The sequence below is a fragment of the Fibrivirga algicola genome (assembly GCF_011742925.1).
Taxonomy (GTDB): domain Bacteria; phylum Bacteroidota; class Bacteroidia; order Cytophagales; family Spirosomataceae; genus Fibrella; species Fibrella algicola.
This window is the reverse complement of sequence record NZ_WAEL01000004.1, coordinates 271,068-289,994: the sequence shown is the minus strand read 5'-3', so window position 1 is coordinate 289,994 and position 18,927 is coordinate 271,068. Positions and strand designations below refer to the sequence as shown.

At 54.6% G+C, this 18,927-nt stretch carries 11 protein-coding genes; 8 read left to right on the top strand and 3 right to left on the bottom strand.

Annotated features, from left to right (window positions below; all coding sequences use genetic code 11):
• Positions 1-107 precede the first annotated feature (107 nt).
• From F7231_RS12595 to cobA, 3 genes are all read right to left on the bottom strand, one after another.
• Positions 108-3,677 (bottom strand): nitrate reductase, encoded by a 3,570-nt coding sequence (locus tag F7231_RS12595; RefSeq protein ID WP_166692152.1) that lies wholly within the window; start codon positions 3,675-3,677, stop codon positions 108-110.
• A gap of 100 nt (positions 3,678-3,777) precedes the next feature.
• Positions 3,778-5,091: a NarK family nitrate/nitrite MFS transporter gene (locus F7231_RS12590; protein WP_166692151.1), complete on the bottom strand. Its 1,314-nt coding sequence runs from the start codon at positions 5,089-5,091 to the stop codon at positions 3,778-3,780.
• Positions 5,092-5,136: 45 nt separating this feature from the next.
• Complete coding sequence (cobA, locus tag F7231_RS12585) at positions 5,137-5,922, bottom strand: uroporphyrinogen-III C-methyltransferase (protein WP_085413580.1); 786 nt, start codon at positions 5,920-5,922, stop codon at positions 5,137-5,139.
• 260 nt (positions 5,923-6,182) lie between these two features.
• On the opposite strand from cobA, the gene nirB reads away from it, so the two are divergent.
• The 8 genes from nirB (at position 6,183) to F7231_RS12545 (ending at position 18,892) form a co-directional block, all read left to right on the top strand.
• A complete protein-coding gene (gene nirB / locus F7231_RS12580) occupies positions 6,183-8,702 on the top strand; it encodes a nitrite reductase large subunit NirB (RefSeq protein WP_166692150.1) in 2,520 nt (839 codons plus the stop codon).
• 84 nt (positions 8,703-8,786) lie between these two features.
• Positions 8,787-9,137, top strand: a complete 351-nt coding sequence (gene nirD / locus F7231_RS12575) for a nitrite reductase small subunit NirD (RefSeq protein WP_085413584.1) — start codon at positions 8,787-8,789, stop codon at positions 9,135-9,137.
• A gap of 128 nt (positions 9,138-9,265) precedes the next feature.
• A complete protein-coding gene (locus tag F7231_RS12570) occupies positions 9,266-11,146 on the top strand; it encodes a glycoside hydrolase family 13 protein (protein WP_166692149.1) in 1,881 nt (626 codons plus the stop codon).
• A gap of 418 nt (positions 11,147-11,564) precedes the next feature.
• Positions 11,565-14,015 (top strand): TonB-dependent receptor, encoded by a 2,451-nt coding sequence (locus F7231_RS12565; protein ID WP_166692148.1) that lies wholly within the window; start codon positions 11,565-11,567, stop codon positions 14,013-14,015.
• A gap of 36 nt (positions 14,016-14,051) precedes the next feature.
• Positions 14,052-14,663 (top strand): hypothetical protein, encoded by a 612-nt coding sequence (locus F7231_RS12560; RefSeq protein WP_166692147.1) that lies wholly within the window; start codon positions 14,052-14,054, stop codon positions 14,661-14,663.
• Between the two features lie 155 nt (positions 14,664-14,818).
• Positions 14,819-15,694, top strand: a complete 876-nt coding sequence (locus F7231_RS12555) for a PIG-L family deacetylase (RefSeq protein ID WP_085413590.1) — start codon at positions 14,819-14,821, stop codon at positions 15,692-15,694.
• Between the two features lie 109 nt (positions 15,695-15,803).
• Positions 15,804-16,490 (top strand): beta-phosphoglucomutase, encoded by a 687-nt coding sequence (gene pgmB, locus F7231_RS12550; protein ID WP_166692146.1) that lies wholly within the window; start codon positions 15,804-15,806, stop codon positions 16,488-16,490.
• A 68-nt stretch (positions 16,491-16,558) separates the two neighbouring features.
• On the top strand, positions 16,559-18,892 hold the full coding sequence (locus tag F7231_RS12545) for a glycoside hydrolase family 65 protein (RefSeq protein WP_085413593.1): 2,334 nt from the start codon (positions 16,559-16,561) through the stop codon (positions 18,890-18,892).
• Positions 18,893-18,927: the final 35 nt, after the last annotated feature.

Here is an 18,927-nt window from a genome sequence, read left to right as displayed (position 1 = left end):
TTTCCGTTTACTGTCTTTCGATTTTCTGCCTTCGGTGGCGCTGCTTATGGGTAATTACGCTTCCCTAATTGCTACTGCGAGAGGCAACAAGCTGGTGTTTGAACAGACTAAGCTGGTACTTCTTCCAGTATACCGGCCAGTATGCTGCGCACTTCAGGACGGCAGGAGCCGCAGCCGGTACCGGCCCCGGTTTGCTGACACAACTTCTGAAAATCGGTACAGCCGTTTTGAATAGCCCGTTCCAGGTTGCCCTGACCAACTGTATTGCACGAACAGACCAGCTTACCCATGACCGGGTCGGCGGGTTTGCTGGCGCGCAGGAGTTCGAGGCGTTTTTGGGAGAGTTCGAGCCCGCCGTCGATAAGATCACGGAACTCGCGGAATTCGTTTTTATCACCTACCAGCGTGGCCCCTACCAGCTTGTCCTGATACACGATACACTTCTTGTAGTACCGCTTGGCTTTGTCGACAAAAACGATTTCTTCGTAAGCGTTGCGTTCCGGCGTGCCCATGTTGGCAGGTACGTCGGGCAGGCCCATGCTTACCAGGTGCAGCCCTTCCATCTTTAAAATGCTGACCGACAGACTACCCGTGTAGGGCTGGAGCAGATCGCCCGCAATGAAGCGGGCAGCTACAGTGGCTTGCTGTTCGGCGGCGGTGGTGATGCCCCACATCTGCCCGCGCCACTGTGCCAGTTCGCCCGCGGCGAAGATGGCGGGGTCGTTGGTTTGCATGTAGTCATTGACCACTACACCCCGGTTGCAGGTGAGATCGGCCTGCTGCGCCAGTTCAATGTTAGGTACCGTTCCGATGGCCATTACTACGGCCTCGCACGCCAGGAGTTTGCCCGATTTGAGCCGAACGCCCGTTACCTGTTCGTGGCCTTCGAAGGTCTGAACCTCTTCATTAAAATACACCTCGATGCCTCGGTCCAGCAGGTCCTGATAAAGCAAATCGCTGGCTAGCGGGTCGAGCTGGCGTTCCATGAACCGGCCAATTCGCTGAATGACCGACACTCGCACGTCGATCTGCCGGAGCGAAGCGGCCAGTTCGAGGCCGAGCAGGCCACCGCCCACAATGACGACGTGTGACGCTGCCCCGTGCAGGCGCGGTAGCAGCGCATCGGCGTCGGTACGTGAGCGGAGGTTGACAATACCCGGCAGCCGCGGAACACCTTTGGGCATAAACGCCCGACTGCCCATGCCGAGGAACAGTTTATCGTAGGCATGTTCCTGACCCGTTTCGTCAATGATGCATTTACGCACCCGATCGATCCGGACAATACCTATTCCCGCATGCACCTGAATACCCGCTTCGGCAAACTCATCGGGCCGCAGGCGAATCAACTGCTCCCAGGGCTGTGCGCCGCTGATGTAGTCGGGGAGGAGCACGCGGTTGTAGAACGGGTGAATTTCCTTCGAAAACACGTGGATGCTGTCGGTCTGGTTCAGGCTACGATACGCGTTGATAAAACCCAGCCCGGCAGCACCCGCCCCGATGATGATAATTTTTTCTGCCGGCTTCACATACGGAGCCACTTCGACCGCCGAAAATTTAAAGTCCGGCTCTTTTGAGCGTGGATCGATTAGGTTGTTGGTCAGGTTGTTAGCGCGGCCAATGGCGTTGTTGGGTGTGTGAATGTCCATAGCCGCCAGCCGACCCCAATGCATGGGTAGGAAGCATAGGCCGGGGCGTATGTCATCGCTGAGCTGCGCATTTACCCGAACGAGGCCGCGTCGGTTGCTGACCGTAATCAGTTGGCCGTCGCTGATGTTTCGTTGGCGGGCATCGTCGGGGTGAAGCTGCAGAAATGGCTGTGGGCTATGCTGGTTCAGGCGGGCCACCCGACCCGTTTTGGTCATTGTATGCCACTGGTCGCGGATGCGGCCGGTAGTGAGAACGAGCGGAAAGTCGGGGCTGGTTGGCTCAGAGCTGTTTTCGTCGGGAACAGTATGGATCTGCGCCCGGCCGTTTGCCGTAAAGAACCGATGGTCGGCAAACAGTCGTTTTGTACCCTTGGCGGTAGCTGGGTACGTTGGCTCAGCGGTTCGTTGCCGATCGGCAGTCGAGAACGGCCACTGCACCGAGCGCTGTTTATCGAGCAAACCGTAGGTCACTCCGGTTACATCAATGTTGGTACCGGCCGTGAGCTGGGTGTATTCCTGATACACATCAGCGGCAGACTGATAAGCAAACGACTCACCGAATCCCAGTTTAGCGGCAAACCGCCAGATGATTTCCGCATCGGGCAGGGCTTCGCCGGGGGCATCGAGCAGTTTGGGAAGGTGGGTAATCCGGCGTTCAGCGTTGGTCATGGTACCTTCTTTTTCCAGCCAGCCTGCCGCAGGTAAGACCACATCGGCAAAGGCTACGGTATCGGCCCGGTTGGAAATATCCTGCACCACCACGAACCGTCCGTTTTTCAGGGCTTTCTCCACCTGATTCACGTCGGGCATGCTCACCATTGGATTGGTGTTAATGATCCAGATCGCTTTCAGGCGGTCGTCGGCCAGGGCGTCGAACAGCTCGGTGGCTGTTAGGCCGGGTTTGTCGGCAATCGATACCGGGCCTTTCCAGAACGCTTCCACTTCAGCGCGGTGTTTGGCATTGACCACGTCGCGGTGACCGGGCAGCGCGTTGGCCAAGCCGCCCACTTCGCGACCACCCATGGCGTTGGGCTGACCGGTTAGGGAAAACGGTCCATTTCCCGGTGTGCCGATCCGGCCCGTTATCAGGTGCAGGTTAATCAGCGACAAGTTCTTATTCACGCCCACCACTGATTGGTTCAGGCCCATTGTCCAGAGCGACATGAACCCGGTTGACTGACCAATCCAGTCGGCCGCCAGCCGGATGTCGGCGGCAGGTACGTCGCAAAGGTCCGCGGCTTCGTCGACGGTGCGTTGCATGGCTTGCTCACGGAAGTTAGCAAAACCGTCGGCATGGTTGGCGATAAAGTCGTAATCGATCTGATCGGATTCGATAAGCAGCCGGGCAAGGGCGTAGTTTAGCACAATATCGGTACCGGGCCTGATGGGTAGGTGCAGGTCACTGGCCCGGGCGGTATCGGTACGGCGGGGGTCAACGCAGATCAGGCGGGTAGCGGGGTGGGCAGCCTTGCGTGCTTCGATTCGCCGCCAGATGATCGGGTGGCACCAGGCGGGGTTAGCCCCCTGCACCATAAACAGGTCGGCTTCTTCAATATCGTCGTAACAGACTGGCACGGAGTCTTCGCCCAGCGAGAGCTTGTAGCCCATCACCGCCGACGACATGCAGAGCCGCGAGTTGGTGTCGATGTTGTTGGAGCCAATAAAGCCTTTGATCAACTTATTGACCAGGTAATACTCTTCGGTAAGGCACTGACCTGACACATAAAACCCAACCGAATCGGGCCCATATTTCTGGATAAACGTCTTGAAAACTGCTGCCGTGCGTTCCAGGGCTTTGTCCCAACTGACGCGCTGCAACGGCATATTTCGGTTCAGGCGCATCTGCGGGTAGAGCAGCCGGTCTGACTGATCCATCACCGTATAATGCAGGTTAAGGCCTTTCGAGCAAAGCATGCCCTTGTTGCTGGGATGCTCTTTATCGCCTTCCACAGTCAGCTGACCGTTGGGCTCTTTCGTTACCGCCACGCCGCAGCCGACACCGCAGTAACAACAAGTGGTTTTGTGCGTCATTTTTTTGTGGCTCTCTTAACTGAACTGACTCTCAGTCTTCAGTTCTCGGTGGCTTCGTTCAGATGCGTTTTGTGCTCTGGCAGCGTAATAGGGGCCTGTTCTATGCCGCCTGGAGTTCGGCTTCCAGTGTTTCGGCAACGGCCGTACGGTTGAAATTGACCAGGAAGAGCAACGTGCCAATGATGGCTACAGCGCAGCCGATGTACACAAACGCCTGGCTGTACGTAATTGACTGCGATTTGAAGAGGAAACCCATCAGCATACCGCCGAGGTTACCACCCGCCCCCACAATGCCCGACACCATGCCTACGGCTTTGGGATTCACAAATGGTGTGATGGCAAAGGTGGTACCGTTTGCCATTTTCAGGAACATGGCAAACGTCAACATTGACCCGATGGCCAGACCAAGGTTACCCGTTTGAGCAAACAATACGATTCCCGCGCCTTCAAAAACAAGCATCGACGCAAGCAGTACGCCTTTACCCCGCATGCCGTAGCGTTTGCCGACCCGGTCGGCCACGATACCACCCACGGCCCGCGCAAATAGATTCATGCCCCCAAACAGCATGGCCCAGAAGCCCGCCTCAGTTTCGGTTAGGCCGAAATTGTCGAAGAAGTACAGCGCAGCAACGCCATCGAAGGTAATTTCCATGCCAAAGCAGGCGGCATAGGCCAGGGCCAACGCCCACACCCGCACATCGGCGGCAGCTTTCCAGAAGCTTACCGAGGCTGTTTTCGGCTGGGTACCCCGCCCGGTGGGGTCAAGCTGTTGACGGTCTTCGTAGTTGCCTGCGGGCGTGTCCTGGGTGTACCGGAAATAGATATACGCCATTATCAGCATCAGTACACCCGGCACGATCATCGCCAGCCGCCACGCGTCGCTTTTCACGTACCCAAAGCCAACGATCGTCATCATAATGAGCGGCATGGCCAGTTGTGTAACGCCACCGCCGAGGTTGCCCCAGCCGCCCGCGACTGCATTGGCGGTGCCTTTAATAGAGGGGGCAAACATCATGGAGGTGTGAAACTGCGTGATCACAAATGAGGCCCCGATGATGCCGATAGCCAGTCTGAACAGTAGAAATGTGGTGTAATCATGCGCCAGACCGACCAGCATGACCGGAAGCGAACCCACCAGCAGCAGGGCTGTGTACGTTTTACGCGGTCCCCAGGTGTCGCAGAGGCGGCCGATGAGCAGGCGGGCGAAAATCGTAGCCGACACCGCCGCAATAATGGTGTTACCAACCTGGGGTTTTGTCAGGTTCAGGTCGGCCCGAATGGCGGGCATGAGGGGAGCCAGACCGAACCAGCCGAAAAAGCAAACAAAAAACGTGAGCCACGTAATGTGGAAGGTGCGCATCTGCACACCGCTGAATGAGAAGATATTCAGCGAGTTGAGTGGTTGGTTCGTCATTAGTAACTGGAAATTATTCAGGTTGTATAGAAGGAAATGCGAGCGCTAGAGGCTATCTGCTACGGATATAGCCCGTGCGTAGTTCATCAGGTACGTTGGGTGCAGGCGAACAACTTCGCCGATGATAAGCACGGCGGGGGCACCAATCTGAGCCTGCTCTATAAGGCCGGGCATTTCCCAGACCTGCCCCACTACACATCGTTCGTTGGGTCGGCTGCCGTTCTGGATGACCGCCATTGGCAGGTCGCCCCGGCCAAGGCTATCGTAGAGGGCACAGATCTGATCAAGTTTACCAAGACCCATCAGCAGGACTACCGTCGCGTTCGACTGCGCGGCCAGTTTCAGGTCGTCGGCCAGTTCATGGTGGCGGGTTGTGCCCGTAATTACCCAAAAACTCTGGCTTACCCCCCGGCTGGTGACGGGTATGCCCTGCATGGCCGGTACCGCAATGCAACTCGATATACCGGGGACTACCTGTGTCGGAATACCATGTTGTCGGGCATAGGCAATCTCTTCATAGCCCCGGCCAAACACGAAGGGATCGCCTCCCTTCAGCCGCACTACATGACCATACTGCCGGGCCATATCTACGCAAAGCTGATTGATATCATCCTGTGTCCAGGAGGGTTGACCTGCCCGTTTGCCTACATACTGTCGGATGGCCTGAGCCGGGGAAAAGCTGAGCAATTCGGCATTGGCGAGGTCGTCATAGAGCACAACACTGGCTTGCTGAAGGGCTTTCATCCCCTTTAGTGTAATCAATTCTGCATCTCCGGGACCAGCTCCTACGAGGGTCAGCTGAGGAGGGTTTTTTGAGATAGTACTTACCATGAGTAGTGTAAGAAAAATACTAATTATAAGTATTTGTGCTTATTCTATTTTCTGGTTCAAAAGTAGGGGTGTTATTTGGTAAAACAAACGAAAAACAGAAATACAGATATTAAATTTACCCAAATGCGAAAGTAAAATTGTGTTTTTAGGGATTTATCAGTTTAAATTTGACCCAGCGATTACTCAGTGCATTACTCAGTAATCTTAGATATGTGCAATTATAAAACCTTGTAGTTATAACTGAGTAAAAACCACTTACTATGAAGAAAGGTACATTGATCCGGGTCGTCGTAATTGGCAACGGCATGGCGGGCTACAAGTTTTGCGAGAAGCTAGTAGCCAAACGTCAGCCCAATGACGCCTTTTCAATTACAGTTTTTGGGGAAGAGCCCCGCGCCGCTTACGACCGGGTTCACCTCAGCGGCTATTTCGCTGGCAAGTCAGCTGCGGATCTGGCGCTTGCTCCCCTTAGTTGGTATGCTGAACAGGGTATTCGCCTGCATCTGTCAGACCCCGTTGTCGATGTTGATCGCGACCAGAAGGTTGTGCGTTCGCACCACGGCGAGGTCGTTCCTTACGATTATCTGGTGTTTGCTACAGGGTCGGGGGCGTTTGTTCCGCCAATTCCGGGCATGGAGAAAGACGGCGTTTTTGTGTACCGCACGCTCGAAGACCTTGACCTGATCCGTGATTATGCCCGGCGGGTTACGAAAGGGGCCGTCATGGGGGGAGGGTTATTGGGTCTGGAGGCGGCCGGTGCCTTACTTGATCTGGGTCCGCAGGAAGCTCACGTTATTGAGTTCGCCCCACGCCTGATGCCCCGGCAGGTCGATGCGGCTGGTTCGTCGGTACTCCAGCAAAAGCTGGAAGAGATGGGCCTCCAGATTCACCTTGGCAAAAACACACAGGAAATCACGGGTGGCGATAAAATGGATGGCCTGCTCTTTGCCGATGGGTCGCGCCTGGATGTTGAAATGCTGATCGTATCGGCGGGTATACGCCCCCGCGATGAACTGGCCAAAGTAGTTGGTCTGGACACGCATCCACGCGGCGGTATAGTAGTGAACGAGTACCTGCAAACGGCCGACCCAACCATTTTTGCCATTGGCGAATGTGCGCTGGTCCATTCCATGATCTATGGGCTGGTGGCCCCGGCCTACGAAATGGCGGCGGTCGTGGTGGATCAGTTGCTCGGTACGCCCCGCACGTTCAACCCGTACGATATGTCGACGAAGCTAAAGCTGATCGGCGTCGACGTAGCCAGTTTCGGCGATGCGTTCGCAGAGACTCCGGCTCGTTCCATTCAGTACGAGAACCGGGCCAAGGGCATCTACAAACGGATCAACGTATCGGCTGATGGGCGCGAATTACTGGGCGGTATTCTGGTGGGCGACGCCGCCGACTACAACATGCTACTCCAGATTTGCAAGAACAAGACCGTGTTGCCGCCCGACCCTGAAGACCTGATTCTTGGCAATCGTGGCGGGGGTGAGCTGGAAGGTGCGGGCGTAATGAGCCTGCCCGACGAGGCACTGATCTGTTCGTGCGAGGCCGTAACAAAAGCCGCGATCTGCCATGAGATTACCGAAAATGGGCATACATCCGTTGATGCCCTTAAGAAGGCAACCAAAGCCTGTACGGGTTGCGGGGGCTGTACGCCGCTGGTGAAAGACCTGCTGCAGGGCGTGCTGAAACAGCAGGGACAGTACGTGCGCAATGTCATCTGCGAACACTTCGACTTCTCGCGTCAGGAGATGCTCGATCTGGTGAAAATGAATGGGCTACGTACCTACGGTGCCGTACTCGACCAGTTTGGCCGGGGCGATGGCTGTGAGGTGTGTAAGCCCGTTGTAGCCAGTGTACTGGCCAGCTTATGGAACGAAAACATCCTCGAAAAAGACCGCGCTACCGTTCAGGATTCAAACGACCGCTTCTTGGCCAATATCCAGAAAGGCGGTACCTATTCGGTGGTGCCGCGCATTGCCGGGGGCGAGATCACGCCTCAGAAGCTGATCGTGATTGGGCAGGTGGCGCAGAAATACGGCCTCTATACCAAGATCACGGGTGGTCAGCGAATCGATATGTTTGGTGCTCACGTGAGTGACCTGCCGGCCATCTGGGAAGAACTGATTGCCGCAGGTTTCGAGAGTGGACATGCCTACGGCAAATCGCTGCGCACGGTAAAAAGCTGCGTGGGATCGACCTGGTGCCGGTTCGGTGTGCAGGACTCCGTGTCGTTTGCCATCGAGGTAGAAGAGCGTTACAAAGGGCTTCGGTCGCCGCATAAGCTAAAATCGGGCGTGTCGGGGTGCATTCGCGAATGTGCCGAAGCCCAGAGTAAAGACTTTGGCATTATTGCCACCGAAAAAGGCTGGAACCTCTATGTCTGCGGTAATGGCGGGGCCAAACCACAGCATGCCCAACTGCTGGCGACCGACGTCGACAAGGAAACCTGCCTTCGCCTGATCGACCGGTTTTTGATGTTCTACATCCGCACCGCCGACCCGCTGATGCGTACGGCCACCTGGCTCAACAAAATGGAAGGTGGCATGACGTACCTGAAAGCCGTGGTGGTCGACGATGTGCTGGGTATTGCCGGGGAACTGGAAGCAGAGATGCAGTCGCTGGTCGATGCCTATGCCTGCGAATGGAAAGAAGTCGTTGACAAACCCGAACTCCGGAAACGGTTTGCCCACTTCGTGAATGCACCTGCTGAGAAAGACCCCTCGGTCGCCTTCGAACCCATGCGAGACCAGATTCAGGCAAAAAACTGGCTCTGAGTGGGTCGGGGGTATACGCCAGCGCACCGTCAAACCGTAAACGCCAAACTCCGAAAACATACAACCTGAAAATTCTGATATACGATGACTATCACAGAAACCTCAATTACCTGGCATCGGGCCTGTGCCACCAGCGATATTCCTGTCGACGGTGGCGGTTGTGTATTGCTGGAAGGACGCCAGATCGCCGTGTTCAATTTTGCCCGGCGGGCAACCTGGTATGCGACCGATAACCAATGTCCGCACCGCCAGCAGATGGCCTTGGCGCGGGGCATGATCGGGTCGGAGCAGGACGAACCCAAAGTAGCCTGTCCGTTTCATAAAAAGACGTTTTCGCTCGAAACGGGGAACTGCCTCAACGACGAAGCCTACCAGATCAACACATACCCGGTGCGCGTAGACGGTGGCTGGGTGTATGTTGGAATCGACGCCTAAACAGGCGCTTTGGATAGCAGGCCCACCAGCGCTTCTTATCGACCGGTAAGGTCAGAGTGGGGCTGGTGGGCCTGCTATATTCTGGACAGGCCAGTAATACGAACGCTAAGAATAGTGTATTTTTGGGAATGAAAAAGCCATTTTTCCTTCTAATAATTCTATTCTGGTGTGGGCTGGCGGCGGCTCAGACGCCACAAATTCAGCGTGTTGACCCGACCAACTGGTGGGTGGGTATGAAAAACCCCAACTTGCAACTGCTCGTTTATGGCCCTAACGCCGGGTCGCTGACGTACTCGATCAAATATCCCGGCGTCAAGCTTGTGAAGAGCCATACAGTCGAGAATAAAAATTACGCGTTTCTTGACCTGAGCATTGCCGCGGGGACGAAGCCGGGGACCGTTCAGATCGTTGGAAAAAGCGGCAGCCAGACCATCACTCGTGCCTACGAATTGAAAGCCCGTGACAACCAACCCAAAGGGCAGGGGCTTACGTCGGCCGATTTTATCTACCTGCTTATGCCCGACCGGTTCAGTGGAGCCGATCCGGCCAACGATAAATTTGCCGATATGGCCGACAAAGATTCAGACCGGTCGAACCCTTTCTTACGGCATGGCGGCGATCTGAAAGGCGTAGGCAATCACCTCGATTACCTGAAAGAACTAGGCGTAACGGCCCTCTGGATGACGCCCGTAGTTGAAAACAATCAACCTCAGACGAACGAAGGCGGCGTGATGCGCTCGGCGTACCACGGCTACGGGTTCACCGATCATTACAACGTAGACAAGCGGCTGGGGACCAACGACGAATACAAGGCGCTGAACCGGAAACTGCACGACATGGGCATGCGGGTGGTTCAGGATGCGGTGTATAACCATGTGGGGATCAACCACTGGTTCCTGACCGATATGCCCATGAAAAACTGGCTGCATGAGTGGCCCACTTATACCAACACGTCGTATAAATACCAACCCATCACCGACCCCCATTCGTCGGCTATCGACCGGAAAGTGACGCTCAACGGCTGGTTTGTTCCCTTCCTGCCCGATCTGAACCAAAGCAACCCATTTGTGGCAAACTACCTGATTCAGAACGCAGTCTGGAGTACCGAGGAATTTGGCGTCGATGCCTGGCGGATCGATACGTATATGTACAACGATCAGGCATTTATGAACCGCTGTAACGCCGCCCTGCAGGCCGAGTATCCGAACATGTACACCTTCGGTGAGTCGTGGGTCAACAACACTGTCGATCAGGCGTATTACACGAAGAACAGAATCAATTTCCCGTTCAAATCGAACCAAACGGGCGGGTTGGATTTTGTGCTGTATTCGGCCATCAACGCTGCCCTGAATGAAGGCGAAGGCTGGGATAGTGGCGCTAACCGTGTGCAGCAGGCACTGGCGCAGGATGCCGTGTATGAAGACCCGATGAAGCTGGTTACGTTTCTCGATAACCACGATACCGACCGCTTTCTGTCGGTGGTGAAAGAAGACATCAACAGCTACAAAATGGGCCTGACCTGGCTGCTCACCACGCGGGGGATTCCACATCTGTACTATGGCACCGAGATTCTGATGAAAAACTTCAAGAACCCATCAGATGCCGAGGTACGTCGCGATTTCCCCGGCGGTTTCCCGGGCGATAAGGAGAATAAATTTACCGCTGCGGGTCGCAACAAGGCGGAGAATGACGCGTTCGAGTTCGTGAAAAAGCTGGCTACGTACCGGAAAAATACGCCGGCCCTACACTCGGGTAAGCTGATGCAGTACCTGCCGCAGAACGGTACGTATGTGTACTTCCGCTACAACGACAACGCCACGGTGATGGTGGCCACCAACCAGACCGACAAGCCTGTTGCGCTGGACATGGTGCGTTTTCAGGAACGTGTCAGTGGCTTCTACAGCGCAAAAAATGTGCTGACCGGCGAGGTGATCAGCGACCTGAAAACGGTTAATCTGCCCGCCAAAACCGCGCTTGTACTGGAACTACAACGTACCCAGCTAAAATAGCAGCCTGTTGCGTGTGGAATGACCATGAAGTGGCTGACGGCCAATTACCACGACGCATCACGCAGGGGTAGATCATGGCACGTTCGGCACAAGTACAACCACGTAGTACCGTAGCAGCGTCCATAGTGGACACATTGGTAGGGCATAGCGCAACGATAAGCTAATTCCTGTTGTGCCAGCGTGATAGGGGGTGGCCTTTTCCCCGAAGCGAGGTAAGCGAGAAAGTAGGATGTGATCGGTCAGTCTATAGCGACGGCTCAACAATATCAATATGGTATTGAGCTGTCGCTATAGACCGACCGATCTGTTTGTTGTGGTCTGGCACGGTTAGTAAACTATGGCTGGTAACCTGCAAAGGTTTTCCGTACTTACCGCCTGTCTTTTTGGTCAACTTCGATCCAGAATTTAGCCATGCACCATGCCGGTACGTCTCCTCCTTCTCTGTCTGTTGCTACCACTGTATAGCCAGGCTCAACTCAGCCAAACTATTCGGGGCCGGGTCGTCGACAAAGAGTCGAAATACGCGTTGGTGGGGGCTACCGTTCAGGTTGTCGATGTCGCGCTGGGCAACCTCTCCGACACGCTGGGTGCGTACCGGATCACGAACGTACCTGTGGGACGTCGTACCGTTCGTGTGGCGCTGGTAGGCTATAAAGAGGTATTGCTCAATAACATCATTGTCGATGCCGGGCGCGAAACGATCCTTGACGTTGAACTGGAAGAAAGCATCCGTCAATTGGGAACCGTTACCGTCAAAGCTCAGCGGACGGGTGAGGCTCGTAATGATATGGCGGTGGTGTCTGCCCGGCAGTTCACCGTCGATGAAGCCGACCGATACGCTGGCAGTAGGGGCGAACCCGCCCGCATGGCGTCGAACTTTGCGGGAGTGCAGGGGGCTGACGATTCCCGAAATGACATTGTGATTCGTGGCAATTCGCCGCAGGGCGTACTCTGGCGGCTGGAAGGGGTCAGCATTCCCAATCCCAACCACTTCGCCATTGCCGGTACGTCGGGCGGGCCGGTGAGCATCATCAACAACCGCTATTTAGCCAACTCCGATTTTTTCACGGGGGCTTTTCCGGCTGAATTCGGCAACACTGTGGCTGGTGTGTTCGATCTGAAACTACGGAACGGGAATAATGAGCGGCATGAAAAAACAATTCAATTTGGCTTTCTCGGCACAGAGGCCATGGTCGAAGGTCCCTTGTCACGCCAGTCGGGATCGTCGTACATGGCTTCTTTTCGGTACGCTAATCTGGGGTTATTCAACAAACTGGGGCTCGACATCGGTACACAGGCCATTCCGGCCTATCAGGATGCTTTCTTTCGGCTGAATTTTCCGCTGAAAAACCGCGACGGGGCACCGGCCGGAAGTATTGCGCTTTGGGCATTGGGTGGAACCAGCACTGTAGATATTCTGATCAGCGAGCAGAAAGCCGATGATCGCAATATTTTTGGTCAGAATGACCGCGACCAGTACTTCACCTCGCGGATGGGTGTGGCAGGCCTGACCTACACACGTCCGGTGAGCCGGCAAACGTTCTGGAAAACTACCCTCTCGGTATCGGGCAACTCACAGGCAGCCCGCGACAATTACCTGTTTCTGCGGAAAGACGCTGCCGGAAATCCGCTCGTGCAGTCAAACAGGTTTGTGATCGATTCGCTACGGCCCACACTCGATTATCAGTTCCGGGAGACGCGGTACACGCTTTCATCGGTAGTTAACCATAAGCTGAGCGCCCGTAGTACCCTGAAAATTGGTATTAATGCCGACCTGATCCGGTTCGTCGCGTACGACAGTGTGCGCACGCTGGAGACCCCGACGGCTACCCGATTCACCCGCTGGCGCAGTCGCTGGAATGCCGATGAAACGTTTGCGCTGATTCAGCCCTATATTAGTTACCGCAGCCGCCTGACCGATAACCTTACCCTGACGGCCGGGCTAAATGCCCTGGTGCTCACCCTGAACACCGCCAGCGTTTCGCCAATTGAACCTCGGCTTGGCCTGAGCTACGACTTGCCAAATCGCCAGAAAGTAAGCGTAGCTGTTGGCTTGCACAGTCAGATGCAGCCGACGTATACCTATTTTTTCAAAACACCAGACTACACCTCCTCCAAGTTTCCAACTCCCTTGCTGGAAGAGAACCGAGCGGTGGGCTTAACGAAGAGCTGGCATTACGTGGCGAGTTACAACCGGCTGATTGGTAGAAATATACGGCTGTTGCTGGAAACGTATTACCAGCAGTTGACCAACGTACCTGTCGAGCGAATTCGGTCGTCGTTTTCAATGGTAAATACCGGAGCGGCGTTCTCCCGAATTTTTCCTGGTCCGCTGGTCAACACGGGGGAGGGGCGCAACTATGGGGCCGAGTTGACGTTGGAAAAATTTTTCAGCAACAGTTATTATTTCCTAATCACAGGCTCACTTTTCGATGCCAGGTACAAAGGCTCCGACGACGTGTGGCGGAATACGGATTTCAACGGAAAGTACGCGTTTAATGTACTGGTTGCCAAAGAGATTCAGTTTACACGTTCCAGTCTGAGCCTGGGCGCGAAGTTTACCACAACGGGCGGGCGGTGGTACGGGCCGGTGAATGAAACGGCATCGCGCCAAAACCAGGAGATCGTGTATGCGAGTGATACCCGCAACTCGGTTCAGTTTGCGCCTTACCGCCGGTTCGATGTTAAACTGGATTACAAAATCAACCGGAAGCGCCTGACCCACACCATTGCCTTCGATCTGGTCAATGTGCTGGCCATTCAGAATCTGCTCTCGCTAAGCTACGCCCCGCAACCCAACGGCACGTTTGTGAAGCAGGAATACCAACTCGGGTTCTTGCCAATCTTCTATTACAGAGTCAATTTTTGACAGGGCATTCGGTAACTCACTCTAACGATAATTCGTATGAAACTCGTCGCGATTATAGCCCTATCTGTGGGGGTAACGGCCAGTTGTGCTGCGCAGGTGCAACTGGTAAATGGTTCCGTGGATTTTGCAACTCTTCGCCAGTACGTGACCACAGTTCGACCGGTCGGGGGCACGAAAGCGGCATCGGGTATTCTGTTTGCGGTGACCGATTCAGCGGTTGTGCTAGCCTCCGTTGCTGGTCTGAAGGCCAAACTGAAAGCGATACTGAGTGAGCATAACGGCACGTTACCACCAATTGATTCACTGAGGGTGCGTTTGCAGTTGCAGACAATTCCATATAGCGGCATCCGCCGGCTGTCAATTCACCGGCGTGGCACGGCGGTAAAAGGAGTGCTACTTGGTATAGGATTGGGAGCTATCGTTGGGGTTGTGCAGGGAAGTGACGAACCTGGCTGGTTTTCTTTTTCGGCGGGCGATAAAGCAGTTGTGTTTGGACTGATTGGTGCCTTGGTTGGGCTGGTGTCCGGAGTAGCGAGCACCAAAAGTGTGAATGCGAGGCAGCAGGCCGTAGCGGCCGAACTACAGGGTCCATTTCGAAAACAGGCGATTGTGGAGCAGTTAAAAGTCGCCAACTTGTATCAGTACTAAAGGTACACTTTGCTTGGCCGCCTCTGGCGTTGACGACTTGCCTTCATAGCCTGTTGGGGACGCTGGGTGGGTTGGCCCATACGCTTGATAATAAAGGAACCCGCTTCGCAGTTGGTTAAGGTGTGTACCTTTGTTCTTCAACCAAAAACGGGATAATGCGATCGATTCGTAGCTTATTGTTTATTTTCATTGTCGCATCATTCGCGCAGGTAAACGCGCAATCGCTTAAAACGCTGATCGTTACGGCGCACCCCGACGACGAAACGATGTTTCCGGTAACGGTCTTCAAGCTCATCCGCGAACTGGGCGGTTCGGCCGATCTGGCGCTGGTGACCGATGCTTCCGGCGGGTACAACGGCATGGTAGCCTCGAAATATTATGGCATGAACCTGCTTGATACGGCCGTGGGGCGGCGTGTATTGCCGGCCATTCGTAAGAAAGAACTTATGAAAGCAGGTGAGGTTATGGGTATTACCAATTTCTATTTCTTCGACCAGGTCGATGACGTATACTCCACTGATCCGGCTCCGTATCTGGGAGGACGCCGATGGAACAAAGATCTCGTTGAAAAACAGCTCGATGAGGTACTCGCAAAAGGTCGGTACGATCTGATCCTGTGTCTGGTACCGTCTGCTGAGCAGCACGCTCACCACAAGGCTGCCACGGTGCTTGCCCTGCGCGCCGTAGCACGAATGTCAGGTAAAAAACCCATTGTATTGGGAGGACGAACTATTAGCCGGGCCACTACTTTCTCGTTCAGCGAACTCCCCGGTTATCCCGAAACGAAGGTGTTGCCAAGCGCGCCCGTGTATGAGGTCGATGTGTCGCATACGTTTGGCGAGGGCGGCAAGCATAGCTACCAGATCGTAGCTGACTGGGTAAAGGCTGAACATAAATCTCAGTCGGGCGACATGAACGTAGCCATGCACCGGGGTGATGTGGAGGTGTTCTATTATTTTGCTCAAAATGGCCCCAACGGCCTCGAACCAATCAAAAAACTGTTCACTGCCCTCAAAGCGAGTGGATTCTAAAACGGTTTATAGTTTGTCGTTTGTGGTTTGATGTTGCGCTGCTACGTCACGATACGTACCCAAGCAGCGCAACATCAAACCACAAACGACAAACCGTAAACGAACCCCTATGATAAAAGCATTCCTATTTGACCTCGACGGCGTGTTGGTCGATACTGCCGTTTTTCATTACCAGGCATGGCGGCGGATGGCCAATTCGCTGGGTTTTGATTTTACCCACGAGTTCAACGAAACGCTGAAAGGCGTGAGTCGAATGGACTCGCTCGATCGTATTCTGGCGCTCGGCGGCGTAACCCTGCCGGCAGAACGAAAGCTGGAACTAGCCGCAGAAAAGAACGCCTGGTACCTGGAACTGGTACAACAAATGACTCCCGATGATATTTTGCCCGGTGTTAACGCGTTTCTGGCGCAGATCAGGCAGGCGGGAGAGCAGGGGCACCCGATTAAAATTGCGCTTGGGTCAGTCTCGAAAAATGCGCCGCTGATTCTGGAACGTGTTGGCTTGTCGCATATCTTCGATGCCGTTATCGATGGCTCGAAAATCACGCATAGCAAACCCGATCCGGAAGTGTTTTTGATGGGCGCTGCCGAGCTAAACGTCTCGCCCGACGAGTGTATCGTCTTTGAAGATGCTGTGGCGGGCATTGAAGCGGCCAAACGTGGTCATATGTTTGCGCTCGGCATTGGTTCGCCCGATGTGCTCACGCAGGCTGATCTGGTTGTGCCGTCATTTGAACACATCACCGTTGCCGAGTTATTTGCCGCTGTTGAACGCGTGCGGGGGCTGGGATATTAGTTATTGGTTTCAGGCTTAATTGGGTTGATGCCAAACCAATTTAGCCTGAAACCCATTTTTAATCCTCTATGAAACAGTATCTTACGAATGATCCGTGGTGCGTGGTCGAAGACGGCTTCCACCCTCAGTATAACGAAGTTACCGAAAGCCTGATGTCGCTCGGCAATGGGCGGTTGGGTGGCCGGGGTAATTTTGAAGAGAAATTTACCGGTAAAACGTTGCCCGGTAATTACGTAGCGGGCGTGTATTACCCCGATAAAACCCGCGTTGGCTGGTGGAAAAACGGGTACCCCGAGTATTTTGCCAAAGTGCTCAACGCCGCCAACTGGATTGGTATCGACATTGACATCGAATACGAATCGCTCGATCTGAATACCTGCGAGGTACGTGATTTTCGTCGCGTGCTGAACATGCAGGAGGGCTACCTCGAACGTCAGTTCGTGGCCAAACTGAAGAGCGGTAAAGAGCTGAAGGTAAGCTCAAAGCGTTTCTGCTCGATCGTCGACGATGAGGCCGGGGCCATTCGGTACAGCATCACGCCGCTGAACTTCGACGCCAAAATCACCATTACGCCCTACATCGACGGGGCTATCCGCAACAAGGACGCTAACTACGACGAAACGTTTTGGGATGAAGTGCGGAAAGAGACTGCTTATGGCGAGGCATTTATTGAACTACGTACCCGGAAGACCGGCTTCCACGTGGTTTCGGGTATGTGCGTTGAGGTAGAGCAGAACGGTGCCCGCCTCGACTACCAGTCGCAACCGATCAAGTACGAGAAATACGTCGCCAACCGCATTTCGCTCGACTGCCGGCAGGGGCAGGAAACTGTGATTTACAAATACGGCGTAAACCTGTCGTCGCTCAACTACGACCCAGATGAACTCCTGAAAGAGGCGCATCAGTACATGCAGCGCATCACCCGCAAGGGCTTCGATAAAATGCTGTTCGAGCAGCAGCAGGCCTGGGCTGATAAGTGGAAGATGAACGATATCATCATCGACGGCGACATTGCCGCCCAGCAGGGTATCCGCTTCAATATTTTCCAGCTCAATCAGACCTATACCGGTGAAGATGAGCGCCTAAACATTGGTCCGAAAGGGTTTACCGGCGAAAAATATGGCGGGTCGACCTACTGGGACACCGAGGCGTACTGCCTGCCGTTCTACCTGGCTACGGCCGATCAGAAAGTAGCGCGTAACCTGCTCGTATACCGCTACAAGCACCTCGAAAAAGCCATCGAAAACGCGCAGAAGCTGGGCTTTAGGGCTGGTGCTGCGCTGTACCCGATGGTGACCATGAACGGGGAAGAGTGCCACAACGAATGGGAAATTACGTTTGAGGAAATTCACCGCAACGGGGCCATCGCCTACGCCATCTACGACTACGTGCGCTACACCGGCGACGAGACGTACCTGGCCGAGTACGGGCTGGAAGTACTCATCGCTATCAGCCGGTTCTGGAGCCAGCGCGTCAACTGGTCGGAAGCTAAACAGCAGTATGTGATGCTGGGTGTTACGGGCCCGAACGAGTACGAAAACAACGTCAACAACAACTGGTACACCAACTACATCGCCGCCTGGACACTCCGATACACTCTTCAGGCAGTAGAAACGGTGAAGCGCCTGAACCCCGACGCCTTTGCTGAACTGGCCGACCGCATTCATTTCCGCGAGGAAAAAGAAATTGCCAAAGCCAAACACATCGTCGATAACATGCACTACCCATTCGATGAGACGCGGCAGGTGTTTCTGCAACAGAGCGACTTCCTCGACAAGGAGATCATGCCTGTTTCCGAGATCCCGAAAGGGCAGCGGCCACTGAACCAGAACTGGTCGTGGGACCGGATCCTGCGCTCGTGCTTCATCAAACAAGCCGACGTATTGCAGGGGCTTTATTTCTTTGAAGATGAGTTTGATGCCGAAACGCTGAAACGCAACTTCGACTTCTACGAGCCGATGACCGTGCACGAGTCGTCTTTGTCGCCCTGCGTACACAGCATTCAGGCGGCAAAACTGGGCATGAAAGAAAAGGCGTACGAAATGTACCTCCGCACCGCCCGCCTTGACCTCGACGATTACAACAACGATACCGAAGACGGTTGCCACATCACCAGTATGGCTGGTACATGGCTGGCCGTGGTGAAAGGATTTGGCGGTATGCGCGTTGAGCAGGACCAACTGCTGTTCGCTCCGTACTGCCCCGACGGCTGGACTTCGTTTGCCTTCAAAATTCGGTTCCGGGGGGCTTTGCTTCAGATTACTACCACCCAGCAGGAGGTAACGATCGAGAATTTCTCGGCTGAACCCGTTACCCTTCGGGTGCATGGTGAAGCCTTGACGGTAGCGGCCAACGCAAAACAGGTGGCTCCGCTGAATAAAGTTGCCACCTTGGACAAGTAACGTACCTGGGTCTGTTTGGGCAGAGAAAATGGCCC

Coding starts and splice junctions, on each gene's coding strand:
- F7231_RS12595 (WP_166692152.1), bottom strand. CDS start 3,677: ATGACGCACAAAACCACTTGTTGTTACTGCGGTGTCGGCTGCGGCGTG.
- F7231_RS12590 (WP_166692151.1), bottom strand. CDS start 5,091: ATGACGAACCAACCACTCAACTCGCTGAATATCTTCTCATTCAGCGGT.
- cobA (WP_085413580.1), bottom strand. CDS start 5,922: ATGGTAAGTACTATCTCAAAAAACCCTCCTCAGCTGACCCTCGTAGGA.
- nirB (WP_166692150.1), top strand. CDS start 6,183: ATGAAGAAAGGTACATTGATCCGGGTCGTCGTAATTGGCAACGGCATG.
- nirD (WP_085413584.1), top strand. CDS start 8,787: ATGACTATCACAGAAACCTCAATTACCTGGCATCGGGCCTGTGCCACC.
- F7231_RS12570 (WP_166692149.1), top strand. CDS start 9,266: ATGAAAAAGCCATTTTTCCTTCTAATAATTCTATTCTGGTGTGGGCTG.
- F7231_RS12565 (WP_166692148.1), top strand. CDS start 11,565: ATGCCGGTACGTCTCCTCCTTCTCTGTCTGTTGCTACCACTGTATAGC.
- F7231_RS12560 (WP_166692147.1), top strand. CDS start 14,052: ATGAAACTCGTCGCGATTATAGCCCTATCTGTGGGGGTAACGGCCAGT.
- F7231_RS12555 (WP_085413590.1), top strand. CDS start 14,819: ATGCGATCGATTCGTAGCTTATTGTTTATTTTCATTGTCGCATCATTC.
- pgmB (WP_166692146.1), top strand. CDS start 15,804: ATGATAAAAGCATTCCTATTTGACCTCGACGGCGTGTTGGTCGATACT.
- F7231_RS12545 (WP_085413593.1), top strand. CDS start 16,559: ATGAAACAGTATCTTACGAATGATCCGTGGTGCGTGGTCGAAGACGGC.